The 25531-nt window shown below is 40.8% G+C and carries 25 protein-coding genes and 1 pseudogene; 6 read left to right on the top strand and 20 right to left on the bottom strand.

What is annotated here, in order from left to right; genetic code table 11:
* Positions 1-32: 32 nt before the first annotated feature.
* The 5 genes and pseudogenes from dnaX to J8L97_RS05135 form a co-directional block, all read right to left on the bottom strand.
* Positions 33-2420, bottom strand: coding sequence for a DNA polymerase III subunit gamma/tau (gene dnaX, locus J8L97_RS05115; protein ID WP_211048127.1), 2388 nt, complete (start codon positions 2418-2420; stop codon positions 33-35).
* 1 nt (position 2421) lies between these two features.
* Positions 2422-2967, bottom strand: coding sequence for an adenine phosphoribosyltransferase (gene apt / locus J8L97_RS05120; RefSeq protein WP_192507949.1), 546 nt, complete (start codon positions 2965-2967; stop codon positions 2422-2424).
* A gap of 366 nt (positions 2968-3333) precedes the next feature.
* Positions 3334-4074, bottom strand: coding sequence for a DUF2063 domain-containing protein (locus J8L97_RS05125; protein ID WP_211048128.1), 741 nt, complete (start codon positions 4072-4074; stop codon positions 3334-3336).
* Positions 4074-4916 carry a DUF692 domain-containing protein gene (locus tag J8L97_RS05130; protein ID WP_211048129.1) on the bottom strand — a complete coding sequence of 281 codons (843 nt, stop codon included), beginning with the start codon at positions 4914-4916 and terminating at the stop codon, positions 4074-4076. Before J8L97_RS05130 ends, J8L97_RS05125 begins: the two co-directional genes overlap by 1 nt.
* Positions 4917-4972: 56 nt before the next feature.
* Positions 4973-5299, bottom strand: a pseudogene (locus tag J8L97_RS05135) (hypothetical protein); the annotation flags it as partial.
* Between the two features lie 153 nt (positions 5300-5452).
* On the opposite strand from J8L97_RS05135, the gene J8L97_RS05140 reads away from it, so the two are divergent.
* Entirely contained in the window at positions 5453-6439 is a 987-nt protein-coding gene (locus tag J8L97_RS05140; RefSeq protein ID WP_192507952.1) for a tRNA-dihydrouridine synthase, read from the top strand.
* A 35-nt stretch (positions 6440-6474) separates the two neighbouring features.
* Positions 6475-6828 carry a conjugal transfer protein TraR gene (locus tag J8L97_RS05145; protein WP_192507953.1) on the top strand — a complete coding sequence of 118 codons (354 nt, stop codon included), beginning with the start codon at positions 6475-6477 and terminating at the stop codon, positions 6826-6828.
* Here the strand turns inward: J8L97_RS05145 and J8L97_RS05150 are convergent.
* The 10 genes from J8L97_RS05150 to J8L97_RS05195 form a co-directional block, all read right to left on the bottom strand.
* The gene (locus tag J8L97_RS05150) at positions 6815-7825 is read right to left on the bottom strand and encodes a hypothetical protein (protein ID WP_211048131.1); all 1011 of its coding nucleotides are present in this window, start codon (positions 7823-7825) and stop codon (positions 6815-6817) included. The two genes, J8L97_RS05145 and J8L97_RS05150, sit on opposite strands and share 14 nt — an antisense overlap.
* 56 nt (positions 7826-7881) lie before the next feature.
* On the bottom strand, positions 7882-9141 hold the full coding sequence (locus tag J8L97_RS05155) for a tetratricopeptide repeat protein (protein WP_211048132.1): 1260 nt from the start codon (positions 9139-9141) through the stop codon (positions 7882-7884).
* Between the two features lie 11 nt (positions 9142-9152).
* Complete coding sequence (locus tag J8L97_RS05160; RefSeq protein ID WP_192507956.1) at positions 9153-9767, bottom strand: energy transducer TonB; 615 nt, start codon at positions 9765-9767, stop codon at positions 9153-9155.
* A complete protein-coding gene (locus J8L97_RS05165; RefSeq protein WP_192507957.1) occupies positions 9767-10171 on the bottom strand; it encodes an ExbD/TolR family protein in 405 nt (134 codons plus the stop codon). Before J8L97_RS05165 ends, J8L97_RS05160 begins: the two co-directional genes overlap by 1 nt.
* Positions 10172-10185: 14 nt before the next feature.
* Positions 10186-10710, bottom strand: coding sequence for a MotA/TolQ/ExbB proton channel family protein (locus J8L97_RS05170; RefSeq protein ID WP_138593585.1), 525 nt, complete (start codon positions 10708-10710; stop codon positions 10186-10188).
* Positions 10710-12074: a MotA/TolQ/ExbB proton channel family protein gene (locus tag J8L97_RS05175; RefSeq protein WP_192507958.1), complete on the bottom strand. Its 1365-nt coding sequence runs from the start codon at positions 12072-12074 to the stop codon at positions 10710-10712. Before J8L97_RS05175 ends, J8L97_RS05170 begins: the two co-directional genes overlap by 1 nt.
* A gap of 7 nt (positions 12075-12081) precedes the next feature.
* The gene (locus J8L97_RS05180) at positions 12082-12852 is read right to left on the bottom strand and encodes a DUF3450 domain-containing protein (protein WP_192507959.1); all 771 of its coding nucleotides are present in this window, start codon (positions 12850-12852) and stop codon (positions 12082-12084) included.
* Between the two features lie 411 nt (positions 12853-13263).
* Positions 13264-13905: a CatA-like O-acetyltransferase gene (locus J8L97_RS05185; protein ID WP_211048133.1), complete on the bottom strand. Its 642-nt coding sequence runs from the start codon at positions 13903-13905 to the stop codon at positions 13264-13266.
* 75 nt (positions 13906-13980) lie between these two features.
* Positions 13981-15021, bottom strand: a complete 1041-nt coding sequence (locus tag J8L97_RS05190; RefSeq protein WP_211048134.1) for a Glu/Leu/Phe/Val dehydrogenase — start codon at positions 15019-15021, stop codon at positions 13981-13983.
* Positions 15022-15349: 328 nt separating this feature from the next.
* Complete coding sequence (locus J8L97_RS05195; protein WP_192507962.1) at positions 15350-16876, bottom strand: fumarate hydratase; 1527 nt, start codon at positions 16874-16876, stop codon at positions 15350-15352.
* A 157-nt stretch (positions 16877-17033) separates the two neighbouring features.
* Between J8L97_RS05195 and pabB the strand changes: the two genes are divergently transcribed.
* From pabB to J8L97_RS05210, 3 genes are all read left to right on the top strand, one after another.
* Entirely contained in the window at positions 17034-18392 is a 1359-nt protein-coding gene (pabB, locus tag J8L97_RS05200) for an aminodeoxychorismate synthase component I (RefSeq protein ID WP_211048135.1), read from the top strand.
* Positions 18393-18410: 18 nt separating this feature from the next.
* Positions 18411-18974: a CoA pyrophosphatase gene (locus tag J8L97_RS05205; RefSeq protein ID WP_211048136.1), complete on the top strand. Its 564-nt coding sequence runs from the start codon at positions 18411-18413 to the stop codon at positions 18972-18974.
* An 89-nt stretch (positions 18975-19063) separates the two neighbouring features.
* A complete protein-coding gene (locus J8L97_RS05210; protein WP_192507965.1) occupies positions 19064-20440 on the top strand; it encodes an L-serine ammonia-lyase in 1377 nt (458 codons plus the stop codon).
* A 51-nt stretch (positions 20441-20491) separates the two neighbouring features.
* Here J8L97_RS05210 and J8L97_RS05215 read toward each other — a convergent pair whose 3' ends face one another.
* Both J8L97_RS05215 and J8L97_RS05220 read right to left on the bottom strand, forming a co-directional pair.
* On the bottom strand, positions 20492-21364 hold the full coding sequence (locus J8L97_RS05215) for a LysR family transcriptional regulator (protein WP_211048137.1): 873 nt from the start codon (positions 21362-21364) through the stop codon (positions 20492-20494).
* A 13-nt stretch (positions 21365-21377) separates the two neighbouring features.
* Entirely contained in the window at positions 21378-21860 is a 483-nt protein-coding gene (locus tag J8L97_RS05220) for a hypothetical protein (RefSeq protein WP_211048138.1), read from the bottom strand.
* Between the two features lie 377 nt (positions 21861-22237).
* On the opposite strand from J8L97_RS05220, the gene J8L97_RS05225 reads away from it, so the two are divergent.
* A complete protein-coding gene (locus J8L97_RS05225; protein WP_211048139.1) occupies positions 22238-23179 on the top strand; it encodes a hypothetical protein in 942 nt (313 codons plus the stop codon).
* A 43-nt stretch (positions 23180-23222) separates the two neighbouring features.
* Here J8L97_RS05225 and J8L97_RS05230 read toward each other — a convergent pair whose 3' ends face one another.
* The 3 genes from J8L97_RS05230 to J8L97_RS05240 are packed head-to-tail and all read right to left on the bottom strand — an operon-like array spanning position 23223 to position 25135.
* Positions 23223-24035 (bottom strand): DUF4198 domain-containing protein, encoded by an 813-nt coding sequence (locus J8L97_RS05230; RefSeq protein ID WP_211048140.1) that lies wholly within the window; start codon positions 24033-24035, stop codon positions 23223-23225.
* A gap of 6 nt (positions 24036-24041) precedes the next feature.
* Positions 24042-24545 (bottom strand): DUF2271 domain-containing protein, encoded by a 504-nt coding sequence (locus tag J8L97_RS05235; RefSeq protein WP_247688533.1) that lies wholly within the window; start codon positions 24543-24545, stop codon positions 24042-24044.
* A 14-nt stretch (positions 24546-24559) separates the two neighbouring features.
* On the bottom strand, positions 24560-25135 hold the full coding sequence (locus J8L97_RS05240) for a PepSY-associated TM helix domain-containing protein (protein WP_211048141.1): 576 nt from the start codon (positions 25133-25135) through the stop codon (positions 24560-24562).
* Positions 25136-25531 lie beyond the last annotated feature (396 nt).

Genomic DNA, 25531 nt, shown 5'->3' on the forward strand with positions numbered 1-25531 from the left:
ACTGGCTAAAAGATAAGGGCTATTGTAACGAATTACAACGCCTGAATCGTATTTTCATCAATGATCGCAGCAAATTCTTGTACGAACTGCACGACATTCTCATCTTGGTTAATAACATCCACAGCTTGCTGGTAGCGCTGTGCGTCTATTTTTTGCTGAATCAAAAACGGGGAATCTATTACGCCTGGGGCAAACACAATGTCTACCTCAACTTCATACCCGTATATTTCACTTAATGAAGCAATCAATTTCTGTCGTAAAATTGCGCTGTCTAAGTGTTGCTGCGACGCATCTACATCCAACTTAATACTGTTATTTTCTTTATTAAAAATAGAATGTAACGCAAATTGTCGCATTCTACCACCAAGCCCCATTCGCTTAATTAAATGTGCCCATTCATCTTGTTGATGAGCAAAACGAATATCACTAATTGGACTGGTAAAATCTTCAGGTATTTCGACTGCTTGAGCAACTGGTTCTGGTTGCTCTGCCTTTTTCACAGGCGCTATTTGCTCTAATAGTTCCGGTGCTAAATTTTCAGTTTTCGTTTGATGCTTTTGCGCAAACGGAATTTTCTTTTCAGATTTTTCAACAGTAACCGCACGTTTATGCTCGTGTGTATGCGGCGCACTATGCGCCGTCGGCTTTTTTAGCTCTTCGCCTTTTGGCTGTAAAAGTTGCCCTGCCCCAGAAATATTGCGATTTTGCAATATTTTAGCAATTGCCGAATTCGCATTCGCTTGCTTAGCTTGTAAGGAATCACCCTCTACCTGAGGCACTGTAGACGATTGAGTATTGCTATTGTCTGCAGGCTGTTGAGTATTCTGAGGTTCACTAAACCCTAGCTCAACCGCTTGCGACATTAGCTCGCTGTATTCATTTGCAATATTCTGTTCTGCACTGTGTTCAGCGGGCTGGTCATTATTCTGTCCAATAAATGCTTTATCCAGCGCAGGGATCGCTGCAAAGCTTTCAACTACGTCAGGTGCATTAGCTGACAACTCTGGAGAGTGCATATCAACTGTATTAACATTGTTAGATGTTGCTGATTCAAAAGCCGCAGCTTGGTTAACCGAGGTGTGCTCTATCATGCCATGTTCAGCGATTGCAGGTGCAGTGACTTCATGCTGCTGTTGTTGCTCTGTTATTTGCTGTTTCGTATGCTGCTCAACTTGTGGCTGTATTACCTGAGATGCTGCTTGAGAGTCGGATACAGAGGGCTGCGGTGGTTGGCTTTGTTGTTTTGCTGGCTTATTAAATAACGCACGTAAATCACCTACCTTTGACTTACTTGTTGTGACGTGTTCTGTGGATGGTGTGCTTGATTGTGATATATCACTTTGTTCAAACGCCAACAAACGTAGCATCACCATTTCAAAACCCAGTTTTTGCTCTGGCGCCCATTTTAAGTCTTTTTTACCATTGAGTAATAATTGGTAAAACAGTTGTACCTGATGGGCATCAGTTTGCTGCATAATAGCGAGAACATCAGCTTCTTCAAATTGACTAAATTGCACGGCCTGAGGCACAAGCTGCGCTAATTGGATCACATGACATAGCGCAATTAAATCATCTAGAACACTAATGAAATTGCCATTTTTTACAGCTATATTTGCGACTTCAGTGAGTAATAACTCGCCGTCTTGACATAAAACAGCTGACAATAAGAATAAAGCATGGCGGCTGTCCATCAGTCCGAGCATTTGTTGGACTGCAACCACATTTAAGTCACCATTGGTTTGTGCAATAGCTTGGTCTGTTAAACTGAGGCCATCTCGCATACTGCCATCGGCTGCTTTGGCCAATATTTGTAACGACTGCTCGTCAAAGGTCACGTTTTCTTGCGGTAAAATGTGCTCTAGCTGAGCGGTGATTTCACCTTGAGACAATGCATTTAAATTAAATTGCAAACATCGCGATAAAATCGTGACTGGCAACTTTTGTGGATCGGTTGTCGCCAATAAAAACTTAACGTGCTCGGGAGGCTCTTCAAGCGTTTTAAGCAATGCATTGAAACTATGCTTTGACAGCATATGTACTTCATCTATTAGATAAACCTTATATCGGCCTCTTGTTGGTGAATATTGTACATTGTCTAAAATTTCCCGTGTATCTTCTACTTTTGTGCGTGACGCTGCATCGATTTCAATGAGGTCAATAAACTTACCAGCTTCGATATCTTGGCAGCTACTGCACTGTCCACACGGATTAGACGTGATCCCTTGATCACAATTAAGGCTTTTTGCAAAAATACGGGCGATGGTCGTTTTACCAACGCCTCGGGTCCCAGTGAATAAATAAGCGTGGTGCAACCTTTGCTCATTGAGTGCATTGACCAGTGCTTGCTTTACATGCGCTTGGCCAACTAATTGATGAAAGGTTTGTGGACGCCACTTTCGAGCTAGGACCTGATAACTCATATTATTCGCCTTCGTACTCGACCAACGTAAACACGTTAATACCAAGTTCTTTAATACGCTTCTCGCCACCAAGGCCCGGTAATGAGATAACAAACGCGCCATCCGTTGCCTTACCGCCTAAGCGCTCTACCAATTTAGCGGTTGCTTCAATTGTGCCACCTGTTGCTAGTAAGTCATCAACTAAGAGTACTTTATCACCCTCTACGATTGCATCGGTATGTAACTCTAAGGTGTCTTCACCGTATTCTAATTGGTAAGATTGACTGATCACTTCACGTGGTAATTTGCCTGGCTTACGTACTGGAATAAATGGAATACCTAATGCGTACGATAAAGGTGCACCAAAAATAAAGCCGCGGGATTCTGTCCCTATTATTTTTGTAAACCCTTGCCCTTGATATTTCTCAATAAAGCAATCGATGGTTGCTTTAAGTGCTTCAGGGTTAGCGAGTAGCGTTGTTACATCGCGAAACATGATCCCAGGCTTAGGGTAATCTGGAATAGTTACAATACTGTCTGCAATTAAAGACAAATTAGCTTTCGTCATAATAAGAAACTTTGTTAAATAAATTATCAAAGAAGTGATTATAACAAGAATGGCTGAACATGAAATGCCCGTTGCTATGTTTATCAAATTAATACGTTTGAGTGCTCAAACAAACAACAAAAAAGGCTGCACATTGGCAGCCTTATGATATAAACAATGTGATTGGGTTTATGCGCTTAGGCTGATCCAACCTAAAATCCCATTTAAACACCCTACCACTGCAAACACCGCTAAAAATGCAAAAAAATATGTTGCATTAAATGGGTCTTTGAAATCACCTTCAGACATAGTAATTACCTTAATTTTTAGCACGACAAAACGCAGCACATGATAATCGATCTACTATAGTCAATAAAGATGTAAATGTTAGTTTTTTGACGCAACAACTCCTAATTCGGCCATTGCACTGAGTGTTTGTTGTGCACCTACACTTAGCTGTTCAGACGTAAACTGAGGGACCTGAGTCAACACTGCATCAACTAACTTCGGCAGTACAATCCCTGGGTTTTGTTCTAACACGTTCAGCAGTAAAGCCGTCATCGGATTAGAAGAAATAAATGCCACCTCTTCATCTGCGTCCCGATATACCACAAAGTAATGGGGTTGCTCACTTGGCTGTTGTGGCACGAATTCCTCACTAATTTGATGAACCGCAAAGATATAACTTAAATTACGGGCGGTGTCTTTTAAGTATAAAGGCTGTGTCTGCCAATCACTTATTGCACAATAGTTGTCTGAACTTAGGCACACAGATACGTCAAGCTCTACCCATTCATAGTGCGCTAGCTCCAGCATAAAGACAGGGTCGTTCGGTGTCAGCTCATAACTATGCTGTAAAAACGATAAAAATTCTTGGCTAATCTCCAAAAAATAGGGGCTCTGACAGTTATGTACAGTAAAAAATTGCCGTACCAATGCCAGCCAATCTTTGCGCCCATACAGGCTTTTTAATACTGGAAAGGCCGACGCAACAAAACCTTCAATATTATTAAAAAACAGTTCGTTATAAATTTTTATTCGCCGTTCTGACACACCTTTTGGCCGAGCAACTAATTCAGGGTTTCGAATGTGGGCCATAAATGCTTGTTGCACTTCAGCAAATGACATTATGCAACCCCTTTCGTATTAAGTTGTGCTTGGGCCTGCAGGCTGTGAATTTGATTTAATTCACCCCTAAGCTCTACAATGTCGGGAATATTAAAGTCGCGTTCTAGTAAAGTGGGAAATACACCATGATATTGGTATGTTTTATCCAGTAAATCCCAAACCGGATCACAAACCGGTGCGCCGTGTGTATCAATAAGTAAATCTTCTGCTTCTACAAAATGCCCTGCCACATGCCCATACGCTATGCGCGCTTGCGGCATTGCACGCATGAACTCAAGCGCATCATATTGATGGTTTACGCTATTAACGTAAATATTATTTACATCTAATAACAAGTCACAGTCTGCTTCTTCTAAAACAGCTAAAGTAAAGTCCTGCTCTGACATCTGTTGACCCGGCGCTGCGTAGTACGAGACATTTTCTATTGCAATAGTTCGCTCTAAAATATCTTGTACCTGCCGAATACGGCTCGCAACATGTGTTACCGCCTCCTCAGTAAAGGGAATAGGCATTAAGTCGTACATATGCCCGCTACCGGAACAGTAGCTAAGATGCTCACTGTAAAGCAGAATATTATGCTCATCAAAAAATGTTTTTAACTCTTTAACAAAAGCAACATCAAGAGCATTCGGTGACCCTAACGAGAGTGATAAACCATGACAAATAAACTGATGCCGCTGTGTTAATTGTTTAAACTGGCGACCAAACTTACCTCCCATCTTAAGCCAGTTTTCTGGTGCCACTTCAAAAAACTGCGCCTCAGACGGTGGAGAAAGTAAAAAGTCATCTAACATCTCTCGCCTTAAACCAAGGCCGACTTTTCCTAATTGGGACTGCAGCATCTTTTCTCCTCAATTGGGGCAGCCAGCGCTACCCCAGTGTTATTTTCTTAGTGTGAACCACCACATTTGCCTTCACCACACTTACCTTCTTTTTTACCTTTTGCGTCGCCACCACATTTACCTTCGCCGCATTTACCTTCTTTTTTACCTTTTGCGTCTCCGCCACATTTGCCTTCGCCGCATTTACCTTCTTTTTTACCTTTTGCGTCGCCGCCACATTTACCTTCGCCGCATTTACCTTCTCCAGCGTCTAACTGGTATCCCGCAGTCATTGTTTCAAATGCAAATGGGTTAGCGCTCGCCTCTGGAGCAGCTAAACTCGTAGTACCTACAACAACCGCACCTAGTGTTAATGCAATAGAGTTTTTCTTAATTGTGTTCATGCTGGATTCTCTCTGTGAAATAATTGATTCATTGAATAGACCATATGCCCTACTAAAATCTTTCACTAAAAACTCAAAAAAAGCAAATTTGTACTTAGAAACTTCTACAGAGTCGTTTAAAATGGCCGCCCTTTTGCTGTATGAAGTAACCTGATGAAACTAGTGTTAGCCCCTATGGAAGGCGTCGTCGATTTTAAAATGCGCCAGTTATTAACTGACATTGGCGGCTTTGATCTATGTGTCACCGAGTTCATTCGCGTTGTCGACCTAACGTTTCCACGACGCGTTTTCACTCGCTATTGCCCTGAGTTGCTCAATAAAGGTAAAACACGCGCTGGCACACCCGTTCGTATTCAGCTACTAGGGCAGGTACCACATGCTTTGGCGAATAATGCCCGAAAAGCCGTTATGCTCGGCTCTCATGGCATTGACTTAAATTTTGGTTGCCCAGCTAAAACGGTCAATAAAAGTAAAGGTGGGGCTGTTTTACTCAAAGAACCAGAGCAAATGTATCAAATCATCAAAGCCGTACGTGACGCAGTACCAAGCGAACATCAAGTGAGTGCTAAGATCCGACTGGGTTTCGATGATGACAGTAACAGCAGCGAGATTATTGATGCCGTTGAAAGTGCTGGCGCATCTAGTTTAGCGATTCATGCCCGAACCAAAAAAGATGGCTACAAACCACCTGCTTATTGGGAAAAGATCCCTCCCTTATTATCTAGGCTCTCAATACCAGTTGTCGCAAATGGAGAAATTTGGCAAGTTGAAGATGCTTTCTTGTGTCAACAACGCAGTGGTTGTAAAGATTTGATGTTAGGCCGAGGTGCGCTTGCAACACCTGATTTAGCGGCAAAAATTAAAGCTAAAATGCAAGGGTATGACTATACTCCACTGCAATGGGAGCATATTATTTATCATATACTGCATTCATCTATGCACCAAGACCCAGCGTCTAACGAGAAATACTTTTCATCCAGAACAAAGCAATGGTTAGGCTATTTGAAGCGTCAATACCCACAAGCCCATGAGTTATTTGATGAAATAAAAACCTTAAAAGCCAAACAAGATGTTGTGAATGTGTTAGAAAAATACGCAAAACAGCCAAGTATTGATTCAAATCATAATATAATTGACTAAAGCTGATGATAATAGTTGTTCACAGGAGAGCAACTATGAATACAGAACAAACTGGAAACTATCAACTTCAATTGAAGAATGAGCTTGAGTTCGTTCGCAATCGGTTTTTATTGGAACTAAAGCAATCAAAGCATCCATATACAGGGGAGCTCGCGCTAGTATTAGAACAAAACGCGCCCGCAGATTGGCTTGACCTTATTGCAAGTAAAGTGACTCCTGAACAATTTCCACGTTACCAACGGTTAGTGCAATTAGAAGCCGCGCTGTGCCAAATCGACATTGGTCAATTTGGCTATTGTTGTGACTGTGAAGTACCACTAACGTACGAAGAACTCAAAAAAGATGCGGCTACTCAGCGATGCCATCAATGCCAATCTAAAGTGAGTTAAAGCCAGCGATGTTCGCCAAAGAGAAAATACTGCCTGGGTATAAGAGCACACTTTCAATCAGTGCCGCTGTTTGCTCATCAACGAGTTTTATCCGCGCTTGCAAAGTAACACTCGCCTGCTTGTGTGACCAACCTTGATAATGAATCCCGAGGTCAATCTCCATTAATGCCAAAATCAAGTGCTTTGTATCTGGTTTAATACTGAATGCGCAGTGGCGTGCCGTTTCAGGTAAATTGATATAACTATCAATCCAATTTAACCCATTTATCAGCTGGCAGTGCGCTTGTAAATAATGCAGTGTAAAATGCCTTCCATTACTATCATCGATATCAATCGAACTCTTTTTTCCTTGGCTCGCCAATGCTTGTTGAACTACATTGAGCGTTTTACTAGGTGCCTTAGTAAGGCCATAGTAGTAATTTAGCTTACTTTGATACCATTCCTTACCATTTGGCAATTGATACAAACCTAGAGCTGTTCTGGGCTTATATGTGTCTAAATACGTTTCTAACGACACTATTGATCCTACCTGAGGCGTTGTCGTCGTGATATATCGCAATAGTCTGTCACGTTCATAGCGAGATAAATAAATTTTACTGTCTATCGCTTGCTGCAATCGCGTCTGTACTAAGTGTGACCATGCAGCTAATTTTTCATTGTTAGTGCCTAAGTTCTCGAGCATATTGACTTGTACAGGCCAAGGTAAAAAGCGCTCAGGGTAGCGTTCCTGAATTTGAAGAAATTCGAGTTCTTGTTGCTGTGCTTGCGTCAACACATCAACAGCAACCGATCCATACAAATGATGCCGGCGCGCTAAGTAAGCCTCACTAAATGGTAACGTAATGATGTCATCCATCTTTGTATGGCCATCAAGCACGCGATTGTTCGCTTTAAGCTCATTGCGTACATCATTAAAAGACAAAGACGCAGGTGTATGAGCATCACAGCCAACTAACAGCATCAAGGTTGTTAAAAGGTAAGTAATTTTAGGGTTCATAATATTATCGTATTAAAACAGAGCCAATAAAAAAGCCCCTTTCGGGGCTTCTATTTCTAGATTTTAACGCCTTTGCGTTGTGCCTTGTCTTTAATAAACGTAGCCCAACCTCTTGCAAACTTGCGAGTTCTAGGATCTTCTTGTGCTTTAACAATAGACTGGTATGCTTTTTTGTATTTTTCTTGATACAAATAAGCTTCAGCCAAGTCTGAGTATGTCATCCCTTTCTTATCAGTGCCTAACTCTAGTGCCTTATTCAGTTTTTTAACTGCAGCACTATATTTTTGCTTAGAAAGTAAAAGACTACCCGCTTTCCTATAAAGTTCAGCATCATCGTCAAACTTTGCTGCTTCTTCATAGTACTTAGCTGCACTAATCAAGTTTTTAGCTTGGTGAAAGTAACTTGCAACCGCCGTTACATTCTTTTTAACACGCTCAATCTTCCCTTCTTTGATTGCTTTTTCAAACACAATCGCCGCTTTATAAGGAATTTCGTTTAAAGAATAGTAACTACCTAAGATCTTGTAGTGGTTTTCTTTTTCAAAATAGCCTTTTTTATACGCTATTTCCATCACAGTCTGCCCTTTACTATATTGTTCAGTCTGCATGTAAAAAGAACCCAAACGAGTCCACATCTGCGGATCTTCAGGGAATAACTTAACGAGAGTTTCACCAACTTTAACTGCTTCTTGATACTGCTTAAGCTCAAAGAACGCCCCAATCTTTATCATATGATATTGTTTGTTAGGTTCTTTTTCTAGCTCAATAGCTTTATCTGCAGGCTCAACAACTTTGTTGTATTGCTTAAGTTCATAATAACCCTGAGCAATACGCGCATACACTTTACTGTCTTCTTCTCCAGTAAAGTCCATCCAGTCATTGTACGATTTAATCGCATCGTTAAACTTACCAGTACCAGCTAATAAATCACCTAGTAACTTATATAAGTCAGCTTGATCTTTGAAGTTCAGTGCATCAGGCGCAATTGCTAAACGACCATATTTGATCGCTTCAGCATAGTTCTCTTTTTGCGCATACATGCTACCTAGATAGCGATTAACCGTTGCTTTATCAAAATCACTTGAAGGCTCCAGCTCTTTCAGCAATGCGATTGCTTCATCAACTTTATCTTCGTTGTACAAGTCAAAAGCTTTAACCACTTTTTTACCTGTACGTTCACCCATGATTTTGGTCTTGGCGTTTTTACGTTCTTCAATCTTAGCATAATCAGGTGCTGCAACAGCAGCTGCACTGTAAACAGTACCTGATAAAGACATAAGTAAAGCAAGAGCTGTAGCTTTCTTTAAGTGCGTCATTTCTTGCCTCCTTAATCTTGGTTAAGTTTAAAGTCAAGTTGAACAGTTAACCCTGGCTGTACCAGTGGCTTTCCATCAACAATTTTAGGTCGGTATTTCCACTTACGTAACGCTCTAATCGCTTCACGATTAAATATACGCTTTGGCTCTGCGGCAATAACTTTTACGTCATCAACGCCACCAAGCTCGTTAATTGTAAATGAAAGTTGTACCCAACCTTCTTTACCATCACGCGCAGCTTGTGTTGGGTACTTAGGCTCAATTCGAACGATAGGTGTAGCATCACCATCGCGTCCAAATGCACCAGGACCACTAAGACCACCAGCTGTTCCCCCTAAGTTGATACTAGGCATGTTAAAGCCAATAGCACCTGCTGCAGGGTTTGCATTTTCAGGTTGAGGCGGCTGCGGTTTAGGCGGCTGCTTCGGTGGAGGTGGCGGTGGAGGCGGAACACGTTTCCGCTCCTGCACCTCTGATTCAGGCGGATTCGTCAAAATTTCGACAACTATCTGCTCTTTTTGCTCATTTGATCTATCGGCACCGCCGGAGATCAAATAAGACATAAAAAAGAACAAGCCGAAAGTAACTGCCCCACCTGCAATCAGTGAAAACAGAAAACGAATCATTACTTAGCTCCAGCAATTGAAATCTTAAGGCCGTCATCAGTCGCCTTGATTTGGTCCATTACCTTCACAACTACACCGTGTTTAGCACCTTTATCCGCTTGGATAATGATGGTTTCAGTCGGTTGTTCTGCAATGATACTTTCAAGGTTCGCACTAACACGCTCAACATCTACTTGACGCTTATCCATCCAAATCTCACCATTTTCACGGATAGCGATAAAGACATTAGCATTCTTGGTCTGTTGAGCTTGAGCAGCCTTAGGCTTCTTAACTTCAATACCTGCTTCTTTCACGAAAGAAGTGGTAACGATGAAGAAGATCAGCATGATGAATACGATGTCTAGCATCGGTGTCATATCTACTGCTGCTTCTTCGTCTTCACGAAAACGTTGTTTACGTGCCATATTTATTTCTCTCTCTAGTGATGTGGCAGACTGTCCACAAGGCTTGCTTTAGCCATTTTCGCTCTTGCTTCAAGGCGAGTGCTAAAGAAAACACCTGACAGTGCCGCAACCATTCCAGCCATCGTTGGTACCGTTGCCATTGAAATACCTGATGCCATCAAACGTGCGTTACCAGTACCTTGGGTAGCCATAGTTTCAAAAACTGTGATCATACCTGTTACGGTTCCTAGTAAGCCTATTAATGGACACATAGCTACCAATGTTTTGATAATCAACATACGCTCATCTAATTTCTCAGACGCTTCAGAAATCCATGCATCACGAATTCTGTGTGCGTACCAAGACGTTGTGTCTTGGCGGGCGTCCCACTTAGCTACAATATCCGCTTTCATTCTCGGGTATTCAGCAAGTAGGAACCAATAGCGCTCTATCATTAAAACCCACATAAGAAAGAGTGCTATCGCGACCACGTATAATACTTGGCCGCCTGTGCCAACAAAATCCCTGATAGATTCCCAGGTCTCCATCAGGACTAGCATTAGGCTTTCTCCTTCTCCGCATGTGCTGCAACGATGCCAGCACTTTGCTCGTCAAGGATATGTAGTACAGATTTACTACGACCTGAAACGATAGCGTGTAATAGGATTAGAGGTAGAGCAGCAATCAGACCTAGTGCTGTAGTTACTAGCGCTAGAGAGATGTTACCTGCCATGATTTTCGGGTCACCTGTACCAAATAACGTGATTGATTCAAACGTCATGATCATACCTACAACCGTACCTAGTAGACCTAGTAAAGGTGCAATAGCTGCAAGAATCTTGATAATGTTGATACCAGCTTCTACACGTGGTGTTTCACGTAAAATAGCTTCATCAAGCTTAAGCTCAAGGTTTTCAACGTCTTGGTTCTTGTTATCTTGGTAAACTTTCAAGATACGACCAAGCGGGTTGTTTGCGTTAGGTGTATTGATGTTTTTCATTTGCGCTTTCATTTTGCCGCCAACGATCATTAAATCAATAAAGCGAACTAGCGCTAACAACGCACCAATAATAAGTAATACAGTAATGATATAACCAACTGTATCACCCTGATGCCAACGCTCTTCAACTGTTGCACGCTGTGTGTTCAAACGTAAAATTGAACCACGAGTCGGGTCAACATAAAACTTAGCATATGAACCAGCTGAAGTACCTAGTAGTTCATTAACTTGATTTAGTACGTATCCATCAGGTTGTTTACCTAAAGGTACGATTGCTTTATTTGCCGCATCGTATAGTACATAACCGTCTTTCGTTACAAGGTTGAAGTTACCAACACGAGTTACTTGCTTAACCTTCACTTCACCACTTAACTCAGCAACTTGTGCTTCAAAAGTAGAAACTTTTGCAGATTCAGTCATCTCAGTTTGGAAAGCAATCCAAAGCTCTTCTAACTCACGAGTAGTCGGAAGCTCTTTTGCTGCTGCTAATGAACGAAGTACTTCAGCACGACCTGGTTTTTCAGCACTAACTAAAGATGCCTCAATTGAACCAATTGCTTCTGATGCAGAACGACGAACAACACCGAACATCTCACCAAGCGTACCCGTTGCATTGTTTAGTTCAACTTCTTTCTCAGCAAGTGTAATTTCGTTTTGCTTGAATTCTTTGTTTAAACGAACGCCACGTGCTTTTTCAGCAGCTAGTTCGCGCTTCGCTTTGTTAAACAAAGCTTGCTTATCAGCACGTGCTGATAAGAACTCTTGCTCACGTTTCTTGTTGATATTACCTTCAGAAATACGCGACTGCTTAACTTCTTGAAGGATTTTGTCTAGTGCTTCTGTGTTTGCATGTGCGTTAAGCGCGGCACCTGCAGAAACAGATAGTGCTGCAGCAACTGCAAAACCTTTAAATAGTTTCTTCATTTTTATATTACTCCGCGCCAAAGATTGGTAATGCAACAAGATCTGGGGCTGCCTGATTACGAGCGATACGGATCATATCTTTAATCGGCTTAAGGTATTCTTCACCTAATGCATCCCACTGCTTTGAATCGTTGTTCCATACCCAAGCGTGCTTCATATCAAATGATTGAGCAACGTAGGCAATACGCCCTAAGCGCGCGAAGTCAACGTTAATATTCTTTCCGCTGATTTCTAAAGAACCTTGTGATGCAGCAATACCTGAACTGTAACCAGTTTCAATTGTATATGCATCTAGAACTTGACGGAACTTCTCAGAAGTCGTTACTTTTGAGTTAGAAAGTAATCCGCGTAGTTTTTCAACTCGACCCATACGAGTTTCAGTATCAAACGGAACGTCCGCTTTGATGAATTGCTCAAGCGTATCGATCATGCGATACATCAAAGGCACAACGTCTTGTTTGGTCTTTTCGATAGTTCCGATTTGACGGTCGAAAGATTCGATACCTGCACGTTGGTCCATAACCAAACGTTCAACGTGATCATTATAAACTTTAAGAAGTTCTGTTTCGTCTACAACACTGCGATATTCGCCGACCAATTCTTGCGTCTGACCGAAAATGTTGTCGATTTTTTCTTGAGACTTTTGAGCAGCCTTTTGAGTTTGTTGACCTACTTTTTGTACGTCGTTCAAAGGATCTGCAATCACATTGCTGCTTGCAAATGCTGTAGCACCTAAAAGTGCTGTAGCTACAAGACTCTTTCTGATTTTAACAGACATAGTTCCCAACCAATTAAGTAATGTTACTTTTATAATTTTATCACTCTTTAAAAGAGCAACCCTGATATCTTTTAACAGATATCAACTGTCCAATAATGCTAAATGCAAGTCCATGTGTCAACTTCACGGGCAAAACAATTTTTGTTGACAAGAAAAAATAAACTCGATAGAAAACAAAAAATTAACAATGATTTTCTACCCCAGCGCCTGTAGCCGTTGATTATAAAGCACTTAACCAATCTTCTTTACAATTTATTACAACCGTACAAAATATTGTAATGGATATATTATTTTGGTAAATTTTAAATGCAACCTATTGATTTTAAAAGGGTAGAAATATTAACTCTAAAAAAATTATTGCAATTTATTCACCAACAAACATAGAGTGCTTCAAACGACTAAAAAACGAGCTTATTCTTTACTTGCTTTCACTATTTGAACCTCAATTTCCGTGAGGAATTTAGCAACATGAAGCCCATCCATAAGGCCATGGTGGACTTCAATATTTAACGGTATTGTATTAGTTATAGAATCATATTTCCCAAATACAAATTTTGGAATGCCATTTTCTACATCTCTTACTGTACGGGCATGGCTAAAACTGGAAAACTTGAACCAAGGCAAAATGGAAACATACACCTGGTTTAAATCAGTGGACCTTGACAAAAATACATCGTTAATCAAGGGCTGTTTTGAATGGAATTGTTGTGCGAGCGCCGTACTTTGAGAGAACTCAAATAAGTCGGTGCCCTTATTCAATGGCACAAAGCGAAAGGTCTCGTCATCATTTAAAAACACCGTACTCAAAACCACATCATCAGTCACCACCACCGTATCACCCATAATTCGATAGCGCATGGGCTCATAAGCATCTATCGCTCGTGACAAACAATATAAATAACAGTGTGAAAACGGCACTTTGCGCGCTTTCGACCACGCGTGTAACTTACCAAGCTCTAATTCAACTGTAATATTGAAAAATGGCTCCGAAAACGCTTGATAAAATCTAAAGTGGTCTGCTCTTGGCCATATTTTCATATTCAAAGTTTTCACTGCTAATCACTCTCACATAAAAAAGGCATGCCAAAGCATGCCTTATCATTTCTCATTGAAATTATAGTCTATCGATTATAAACCGTTTGCTATTATCTCTTGTGCCAATTCATCCGCAATAATGTGAGTAGACTTTTGCTCAGACTCAGAGCGAGTAAATATCTCTGCTAATGTCTCAAAAATGCCTTCAACATGCTTAGTTGCAAGTACTTCATCGTACCCTTGTGGTTGAGTTTCATAAAATACATTAATGATACCCCCAGCGTTAATCACATAATCAGGTGCGTACAACACGCCTTTTTCACGTAATATCTCACCATGTCGAGACTCTGCAAGCTGGTTATTAGCGCAGCCTGCAATGATATTCGCTTTAATTCTCGGAATAGTTTCATCATTAACCGTTGCGCCTAAAGCACATGGAGCGTAAACATCCACATCAAGGTCGTAAATCTCATTGATACCAACAGCAGTTGCACCAAAATCAGTTACCACTCTATCAACGGACGCCATATTTATGTCTGTCACGAACAACTCTGCGCCCGCCTCATGTAAGTGCTTACACAAGCCATAAGCAACCGCGCCAAGCCCTTGCACTGCGACTTTAACACCCGCCAAATCTTGATGTCCATGCTTATGCTGATATGCCGCTTTGATCCCTAAAAACGTACCTAGGGCAGTAAATGGTGATGGGTTACCACTTTTACCTTCAAGACCTAATACATAATTAGTTTCTTGATTCATAACCATTACATCACCGGTAGTAATGTTAACATCTTCTGCTGAATAATAGCTGCCACCTAAACGCTCAAGGTGTCTGCCAAAAGCCTTAAATAGTGCATCTGACTTAATCGTCTTAGCATTACCTATAATGACTGATTTTCCGCCACCAAATGGTAAACGAGCAACCGCATTTTTATATGTCATTCCCTTTGACAGGCGCAGTACATCATACACCGCATCTTCATCTTCTGCATAATCCCACAAGCGGCAACCGCCTACGGCAGGACCTAGCTTAGTGCTATGTACTGCTATAATGGCTTTTAAGCCTGACGCCTCATCGGCACAAAACACCACTTGTTCATGGTTATCAAATTCAACTTGGTTAAAAACAGCCACTTTATAGTTCTCCGAAATTTTTGCCCCATTGGGGTGAGTAGCGCTGAAACTGGCAAAACTCTATCACTATCTGTTTGGTGTTACTAGGAAATGAGATGATCAACCTACAATTGCTTGTATATTTGAATTGTTATTTTAAATTAAATAAAAAACATAGGTAAATAATCCAATATTTATTCAAACAACAACTTATACAGTTAAAATATCTTAATTATCAGCAAGGACCCTTTACGTAAACGTAAAGTTGGGCCTCAATGTACAGATATAATTACAAAAAAACCGCATAAAAGTGACCTTATATGCGGTTATGATTAAACTGTTAACAAGTTTATTTTAACTTACTGTCTAACTCTTCTATTTTTGCTTTCCAGATTGCAGGGCCTTGTTCATGCGCATTGGCACCAGTGCTATCTACCGCAACAGTTACCGGCATATCTTCTACTTCAAATTCATAGATAGCTTCCATTCCCAAATCTTCAAAAGCAACGACCCGCGCTTTTTTTATTGCCTTCGCAACCAAGTATGCAGCACCACCGACAGCCATTAAATACACTGATTTATTTTGTTTAATTGATTCAACGGTCGCTGGACCTCGTTCTGCTTTACCAATCATACCAACAATGCCAGTACTTTCGAGCATCAAGTCAGTGAATTTATCCATACGCGTTGCCGTTGTTGGACCAGCAGGGCCCACTGCTTCATCACCGACAGCATCAACAGGGCCTACGTAATAAATAAATTTATTATTGAAGTCTACATTTTTAGGTAAACCTTCACCAGAGTTGATCATGTCTTGTAAACGTTTGTGTGCAGCATCACGTCCCGTTAAAATTTTGCCTGAAAGTAATACTGTCTCACCCATTTTCCAGTCATGGGTATCTTCTTTTGTCAGCGTATCAAGGTTAACGCGACGCGTATCTTCACCCACTTCCCATGTCACTTCAGGCCAATCTTCTAGTTTTGGCGCTTTTAAATCTGCAGGTCCTGAACCATCGAGCGTAAAGTGTACATGGCGTGTAGCTGCACAATTTGGGATCATAACCACAGGTTTTGATGCCGCATGGGTAGGCGCTGTTTTGATTTTTATATCAACCACTGTTGTTAGCCCACCAAGACCTTGAGCACCGATCCCTAGTTTGTTCGCTCGCTCGAAAATCTCTAGACGCAATTTTTCTTCTGCAGTTTCAGCCCCTCGAGCTTGTAATTCATGAATATCAACCGGATCCATCAGCGATTCTTTTGCCAGTACAGCGGCCTTTTCCGCAGTACCACCAATACCTATTCCTAACATACCCGGTGGGCACCAACCTGCCCCCATTGTTGGCAGTGTTTTTTCAACCCATGCAGCCACATCATCTGATGGGTTAAGCATTACCATTTTTGTTTTATTTTCTGAACCACCACCTTTCGCGGCAATCATTACTTCCACTTCAGCGCCAGCCACCATATCAATGTGCACAACCGATGGTGTATTGTCTTTGGTGTTTTTACGACTTCCTGCAGGGTCTGCTACAATAGAAGCACGCAGAGGATTGTCTGGATTTAAATATGCGCGACGAGTACCTTCATCAACCATTTGTTGAACAGTTAAATCCGTTTGATCCCATTTCACATCCATGCCAACTTTAACAAAACAGGTCACGATACCTGTATCTTGACACAGCGGGCGTTTGCCTTCTGCAGACATGCGAGAATTTATCAAAATTTGCGCTATGGCATCTTTTGCAGCTTTACTTTCTTCTTTGTGATAAGCCTTCTCTAATGCTTGAACAAAATCCAACGGGTGATAAAAAGAGATATATTGCAAAGCATCTTCAATACTGTCGATGAAATCTTGCTGACGGATCATACTCATGACGGTTCCTTAATTTGTGCTATTAACCACAATAGTCAATAACAGAATACATCTAGACGATAATGACGGTTTACAGTGACCCTTGGGTGACTGTAGAAAACGAGATAAGTATGATACCCTCCCCGCCCGTTTCGGGCTAGTTTTCAGGTTCAAGTAAATGATAAATGAGCAAATCAATTGTAAAAAATTAGATATATCACTCTCCACTGTGGCACTTTTTGAGCAATTTGCCCACTTACCATACGCAATTTTGCTCGATTCTAGTCATGCTCAACATGAAAATAGTCGCTATGACATTATCAGCATTAACCCGACACAGATACTTGAAGCCAAATCTCAAGCAATTTTTCTAGATGGAAATAAAATAGAGTTAAATTGGTTCGAGGCCATGAATACCCACTTAAATATGTTATCTAAACAGCCCGCGCCATTTGAATTGCCATTTTCAGGCGGTTGGTTAGGTTATTTTGGTTATGATTTAGGCCGTTATATAGAAAGAGTGCCTGAATCAGCACAACAAGATATTGCGTTACCTGATATGGTCGTTGGCCTCTACCTAGATGCGTTGATCAAAGATAACTTAACAGATACTTGGTATTATGTGTCGCAACCAAACGTCGATAACTTATCCGATTACTTCGACTTATCTACACCGACAAACAGCGCTGAGAGTAACAACGACTTCTCATTAAACAGCGATTGGACATCGAACCTTACACAACAAGAATACTTTGATAAATTTTCACACATTCAAGCTTACTTAAAAAGTGGTGACTGTTATCAGATTAATCTCGCACAACGCTTCAGTGCACAATACTCTGGCAATCCTTGGGCAGCATATAAACGCTTGCAAACTCAAAATAAAGCCCCTTTTTCTGCCTATATTAATTTGCCTTATGGCGCAGTTTTATCGGTATCACCAGAACGGTTTTTGCTCGTTAATCACAACAAAGTTGAATCAAAACCTATCAAAGGTACTCTACCCAGACTTGCAAACGCCGATGCCGATCGCCAACAAGCCATAACACTGCAAAATAGTGCGAAAGATCGTGCTGAGAATGTGATGATTGTCGACTTATTAAGAAATGATCTCGGTAAGGTTGCTCGGCCTGGCTCCGTATCTGTCCCCAAACTGTTTGCTATTGAGAGCTTCCCCGCGGTGCATCACTTAGTAAGCACCGTTACCAGTGAACTTGCACAAGGAAAAACCGCGGTTGATCAATTATATGCAGCATTCCCTGGAGGGTCGATAACAGGCGCACCAAAAATTAGAGCCATGGAAATCATCGAAGAGCTAGAGCCGCACCGACGCAGTGTATATTGTGGTTCAATTGGCTATTTAAGTGCATGTGGTCGAATGGATACATCCATTACCATCAGAACATTAATATGCCACAACAATACAATATTTTGTTGGGCCGGTGGCGGAATTGTTGCTGATTCGGAAGCTGATTTAGAATATCAAGAAACTTTTCATAAAGTACAAAAAATCTTACCTATACTTAGTAAACAATAAATCTCGTTTGGAGAAACAGTGAAACTATCTGATGTTATTGCCAGATTTCATATTCATGCTGATACAACAAGCGACCATCAACCACATACCAGCGTTCGTGACAGCGCCATTTTGTTACCTTTAATTGAAGAACACGGTGAAGCTGCTTTACTATTTTGCAAACGCCCCGCTTATCTAGCACATCACCCAAGTCAAATTTGTTTTCCTGGGGGCAAAGTAGAGCCCAGTGACAAATCAAAAACACACACGGCCGTGCGAGAAACACAAGAAGAGCTGGGAATAGAATCACAATACATAAACACCATAGGTCAGCTCAACGAGCATAATACTTTAACAGGGTTTTGTATTAGACCTATCGTGGCAACACTTGAAAAACATGCCATATGGCATACTCAAAGTGCTGAAGTTGATCATGCTTTTACCATCAAGCTCTCACACCTGATAGACCGTAATAACTGGCAAACTATGCATGTTGAATATGCCGGTAAGTCACGTCAAATGGACGGCTTTTTAACACCATATGGTCTCCTATGGGGAGCAACCGCCAGTGTCGTTAAAAACTTTGTTAAATTGGTTGAGTAAGCATAATAAATTCATAATTGAACTGGTTACAATTATGCATTTTAAAGTTATGATGTGCGCCCGTTCAAAGGCAATGTTGAGTATAAATTATGATTAGTGCATTCGATATGTTTAGTATCGGTATTGGACCTTCGTCGTCGCATACCGTCGGTCCAATGCGCGCGTCTCGTTTATTCGTACAAGATTTACAATCTAAAGGAATGATCGAAGACGTTACTGCTGTTAAAGTCGAGCTATACGGCTCATTAGGTCAAACTGGTATTGGCCACGGTTCAGGTAAAGCGGTTATTTTAGGTCTTGCAGGTTATGATCCTGAGACCATCGACGCTGATGCTGTTCCATCTATCTTAGATCAAATCGAAAAAGAACAAGTGATCTACTTAGATAAAACCCACAAAGCAGCTTTTCCTAAGCAAGGCGCCATCGTATTTCACCGTAGAAAAACCCTTCCAAAGCACTCTAACGCAATGGAAATTGTTGCTTTTAATGGTGACGAACGTCTGCATAGCCAAGTATATTATTCAATCGGCGGTGGCTTCATTGTAACTGACGAACAGTTTGACTGTGAAAAGCAAGCGGCGCTAGATATAAGAGAACAAAACCCTGCTCCTTATCTATTTGAAAATGCAGCTGAACTCCTTGCTTTGTGTAAAGACTCTGGCCTGAGTGTTTCATCTTTAATGATGGCAAATGAAAAAACATTGCGTACACAGGCAGAAATCAAAGCTGAATTGTTTAATATCTGGGAAGTCATGAAAGCGTGTATCGAGCGCGGTATGAGAACTGAAGGTATTTTACCTGGTGGCTTAAAAGTTAAGCGTCGAGCACCTAGTCTGTATTTAAAGCTCAATGTAGAAAACAGTAATGATCCATTACGGGCCATGGACTGGGTTGATTTGTTTGCCCTTGCCGTTAATGAAGAAAATGCTGCTGGCGGCCGTGTTGTAACAGCGCCGACCAATGGTGCCGCCGGTATTTTACCATCAGTATTAATGTACTATCACACATTTATTCGAGAAGTTGACGAAGAAATTGCCACCCGTTACTTACTGACAGCTGCAGCTATTGGTATTTTATACAAAAAAAATGCCTCTATTTCTGGTGCTGAAGTAGGCTGCCAAGGTGAAGTCGGCGTTGCGTGCTCAATGGCCGCAGGCGCATTAACAGAAATTATGGGCGGCAATGTCGTACATGTTGAAAATGCTGCAGAGATTGGTATGGAACACAATTTAGGCTTAACCTGCGACCCTGTTGGTGGTTTAGTGCAAGTACCTTGTATCGAACGAAATGCGATGGGCGCCGTCAAAGCCATCAACGCGTCTCGACTTGCCATTAGAGGTACTGGTGACCAAAAGGTATCGCTCGATAAAGTCATTAAAACCATGCTAGATACTGGTAATGACATGAAGACAAAATATAAAGAAACAGCCCGCGGTGGATTGGCTGTGAATATTATCGAGTGTTAAAGTCGCCAATGTAACATTCTGATTGACCCAAGCTCAATCGTGCTTGGGTTTTCACTGTTTAATTTCACCGAATATTAACGGTTTTTTCTGACGTATCGCGTGTGTTAAAAAGCGCATTAACGCGCGAATACGTGGAACATCTTTAAGGTCTGGGTGAGTTAACACCCATATATCCTGATGTATCATTAACGACTGAGTGTTTAAGCGCTTAAGTCCTAACGTATCTGCAATATAACAGGCACCGAGTATCATTCCTTGACCTTTTAAAGCCGCGTAATGACGCAAGACTAAATCTTCGATTGTAAATCCAATCGGTGCATCAGGAAAGGGAGATTGAGCAATCCAGGTCGGTGCTGCCTGTTGATACACATTAGTTATCCACTGATATTGTGAACACTCCTTCGCTTCTAAATATGCCTCACTGGCATAATAACCCAAATAAATGGGGAATAAGCGATGTCCAACTAAATGCTCATCGGGTGTATTAGATACCCTCACAACAACGTCTGCTTCAGATCTATCTAAATCAGCTAAAGAGTATGAAGTATGTACATGTAAAGAGATATTTTTATGCTGCAATTGAAAATCATGTAACGCGTCAAAAATTAAGAATTGCGCAATTGCAGGTGGCACTGATAAATGAATATTACCCGACAGATCCGCATTGACACTTTGCTCTCGGCGTAAATCGCTTAATATCAGCTTTTCAATTTCTTGCGCCGAGTGTAATAAGGTTTTGCCAAAACAGGTTAGCACAAATCCAGATTGATTCGACTCAAACACATCTGCATTGTACTTATTCTTTAATGCCAATACTCTCCTTGAAACTGTCGAGTGATTTAGCGTTAATATCTCAGCTGCACCGCGCAATGTTTTGCCTCGATGTAACGCCAAAATCAGCCGATAGTCATCCCAGTTTTCCATTTTTTCCTTATCTTTATATTGGTAATACTGTATTTGGTGAGTGCACTGTGAAAGCAGATATTTTCCAACTTCCACCAACTTTATTGATAAAGTACGTCGCCCCCACTCGGTTATGTACTTCACCGGTTTTCAAATAACGGACAGCTCTGTTACTCACAATTGCAACTGAGTCACTCAATTGTTGAATGCCCACTTTCTCCCATGAAACACGTGTAACACCTTGCTTTTTTAAGTTATCTAAAAAGCCTTTAACCTGTTCGTTAAATTTATTAGCTGATGTAACTGCTGCCCCACTTCGGCCAGAAAGCACCATCATTTTATCATGATACAATTGCGTCTTGTTCGTCAACTCACCATGGCGTAAATAGTCATTATATTTGTCCATATAAGCGGCAAATACCGCTTCAATCTCCATGACATCAGCTTGTTTTGCTTGTGTTGTTAATGACATTAATGCCATATAAAGTAACCAGAATATAGACAGTATTTCTTTCATATTTTTTCTCATGCTCCAATTAAAGTTTCGACACAAGAATAACAATCGATGTAGCCTCTGTCGTGGAGTGATTTTATATAACGGTGTTGCACATATGCAACATCGACAAGCCTGAGTAGCGCTGGCATATAGAACGGTACCATTTACTAAACGATTTTCTCTGCTGTTTATCTTATCGAGCTTACTTCCAAAATCTACTAAAAACACTCTAACACCGCCCTCATACTCACGATTAAAAGTGCGATAGCCACGTTAGTTCTTTGGTATTAAACCCAGCTTCTGATGGCACAAATCCTACACTTTTTCTCACTTAACACTTTTATTTACATTACCTAATGGTATATCGTAGAAACTCTACTTCTCCACTTAGAACGCATATGCTCAAGCTACCCTTGTTATTTACGCTCGTTGGCACGGCCCTGTTTACTTCCGCTCAACCTAGTCAGTTTCTTGTATATGGTGATATGCCTTATTCTGATGTGGATGCAAAAATGCTCAGTAAACCTACCGGCATACTTTATAAAGCAGCACAAAGTACACCTCATGACTTTGTTGTACATGTTGGAGACATTAAATCCGGTGCGGTACCTTGCACAAACACGATACTAAAAGAAAATTACACACTCATTAGCCAGATAAGTACGCAACCTTTTATTTATACGCCTGGAGACAATGATTGGACTGACTGCGATAGAAAAAGCCTAAAACCAAGGTATGACGAGCTCGAACGATTAGATTTCATTCGTACAGAGTTCACTCACACCTCAGCAAAACTTAACAAATACACACGGCAAACAGCGCAACCTGAGAATCAAGCTTGGCTACATAATAATGTTCGTTTTATGACCTTGCACGTGGTTGGCACTAATAATGGTCGTAAGCAAATTTTAAAATCAGATAAAAAAATCGCACGCGCGCAAGTACAAGCCAGAGACTCACATAACTTAAACTGGCTAACATCTCATTTAAATGAAAACCTAACTGCGGCGGTGATATTTATGCAAGCAGATATATTTGCTCCTCCAAAACATGACAAAGCTTGCACTGATACTCGCCAAAAGAAGTGTGATGGGTTTAAAGTATATAAAGAGGCATTGAACAAACTTGCCAATACGTATGACTTTCCCATTTTAGTCAGTCATGGAGATACAAAAGCATTTTGCTTATCGAAAATAGCTGCTGGGTTATGGCAACTGAACGGCCCTGGTGACTTTCAGTATTTAGACATCGCCAAAGTCACTGTAGATGTTAAAAATAAAGTAACACCTTTTTCTGTACGCTCTTTACTGACAAATAAAACGATACATGATTGCCAATAATATAGGCAATCATGACTGTGATATAAAGTACATGTACAGAGGCTTAGTTCAATACCGCCTCAAAAGTAAAGAATACTTGGCCACCCATTTCATCAGCCAATGGGTTATTCTTTTGCGATTTTTTAAATTCAGCAATTAATAAGTATCTACCAGCCTCTGGTAATGTAAACGAGATCTGCCCCTTTTGATCAGAGGTCAATTTCAATGCATCCAAATTGTTCCTATAGCGCGCACCATCTTTAATAATTTCAACTTCTACGCCTTTTTGTGGCAAACCATCAAACACAAATTGCAGTTGTGCTTTTTCATTTTGAGCAATGTCAGACGGATGTGTAATTGGCTTCAACTCTAAACCCTGCTTGGTTAAACGGTAGTTCTCTGTGGGTGCATTGAGTGTTACGAAGGTCATAACTTGCGATTTAGAGGCCAGCGTGTTGACATTTTTAGCGCCTTTGGGAAGTTTAGCATCACGATTCGCTTTGCTTGTATTGCGTAGCCACTGCGTACCATCCTTTCCTTTTATTTCATAACTGGTCCAGTAACTGACATCACTATCCAAAAACATTTTATACGTTCCGTCTTCCACTAAATTAATGTCCACTACGCTTTTGCGGTGACCTCGAAAGCTTGAACTTGGACGAGCACGTTCACCATTTGGTTTAATAATACTAAACCTGTCTGAACCCATTGGCTTATCGACGTTAAACGTTTCGTTAGATGCCGTAACATCGGCCATTATCCATACCTGTTCTTCGCCCGACACACTAAAATGAGTGGGTAAAATCCAACGGTTATGTGCCTGTGCCGAGGTAGCCATTGACAATACTAAAATAGCGAATAACTTTAATTTAGACATACTTTTTTATTCCTTAATCGAAAATGTTGCGATATTTGTTTCTGGGGTAGCTTTAAGGGTATAAGTCTGCGCCAGCCCATTTAAGCTAAACTTTTTCTTAATAATGGCTCGACCACCGTTCTCTCTAACGACTTCAATTTTCAAGGTATAATTGCCATTCTCTAGTCTTTTCCCTTGATCATCACTCGCTTTAAAATTCAAACGATAATCTCCCGCTGGACGTGTTGCAGAAGTGATAGCATCGACTAGAGCTGAATCTCGTCTGCCCACTTTTCGCCACCATGTGCGAATATCTTTTAACCATTTAGCACCTTCGCGCCAAAGCACTAACGTCCGTACACTTTTTCCCTCATCGTTTTCAATCCACACTGCGACATAAGGATTATGATATTCCCCCGTCTGTTTTGCTAAATTGATAGAGAGTTCTATTTCCGAGCTTTGTGCTTTACTAACCACAAAGAACTGTACCACTAATAGAAACAACCATTTTTTATCATTTTCTCTCCTCAAAAAATTAAACCGTGCTATACATAAAATAAATAGCAAAAAAAGACCCCTAACGTGGTTACTAAGCTTAGCGCTAGAGTTTTATTTACTCGTCTCTGAGCCAGCGCTAACACCAAACCCGTAACACTAAATAAAATCATTGATATGGCGCTGACATCAATAACCAATCGCCACACTGCACCACTATTGCGGCCTTTATGTAAATCATTGAGTTTTGCCCACATACCATAATTTGTTTTTTCTATAAACGCGTCACCACTTTCTAGATCCACTGTAATGGCCAAATGTGCGCCTGGGCCCTTATCACTGATAAACAGCTCATACTCATCTCGCTCTAATGTAAGTCTCTTACCATTAAACCAACTTTGTTGATGCAAATATTTTATGAGTTCACCTTGGTGCTCTACCCCAAGTAATGAACGAGGCAATTGAAGTTCCAATTCATCAACATACGCTTCGTTATCTGCAAACCATTCTGGGTGATTCAACGTTACCCCTGTAATGGAAAAAAACACCATCAGTGTTAATAACGCCATAGATACATAAACATGGATCACACGAGAGTAATTGAGAAAAGATTTATTTATCCGCACGAGGGGTTTCCTTAATGTGTACGACGAACACGTCCATACAATTTAAAGCCATTTTTGATTGGTTATTTACTCTAATGCACAGCTTGCTGCAGGCGACAATATGTTGATCAGACGATTGTTAACCGTCAAAATACAGGAGAAAAAACCCAAATACATCGAATTAATTTCCCATCTGTTGTTTTTATCAAATAGTTTACAAAACAAATACATAACAATCACAAAAATGGGGGTTATCACGTTATTTTATTCAATGGAAAAGCCATTAATGTAATACTGGTTTTGAGGTAAGCAATACATAGAAAATTATATAATTCGGTTTTACTATTTAACCTCAGGTTTGGATAAGGGTTTTGGAATAGAAAATGTTTTGTAAACAAACTTACGTCCAATCCAATA

The organism is Pseudoalteromonas sp. MMG012 (assembly GCF_018100875.1).
In the GTDB taxonomy this organism is placed as follows: domain Bacteria; phylum Pseudomonadota; class Gammaproteobacteria; order Enterobacterales; family Alteromonadaceae; genus Pseudoalteromonas; species Pseudoalteromonas aurantia.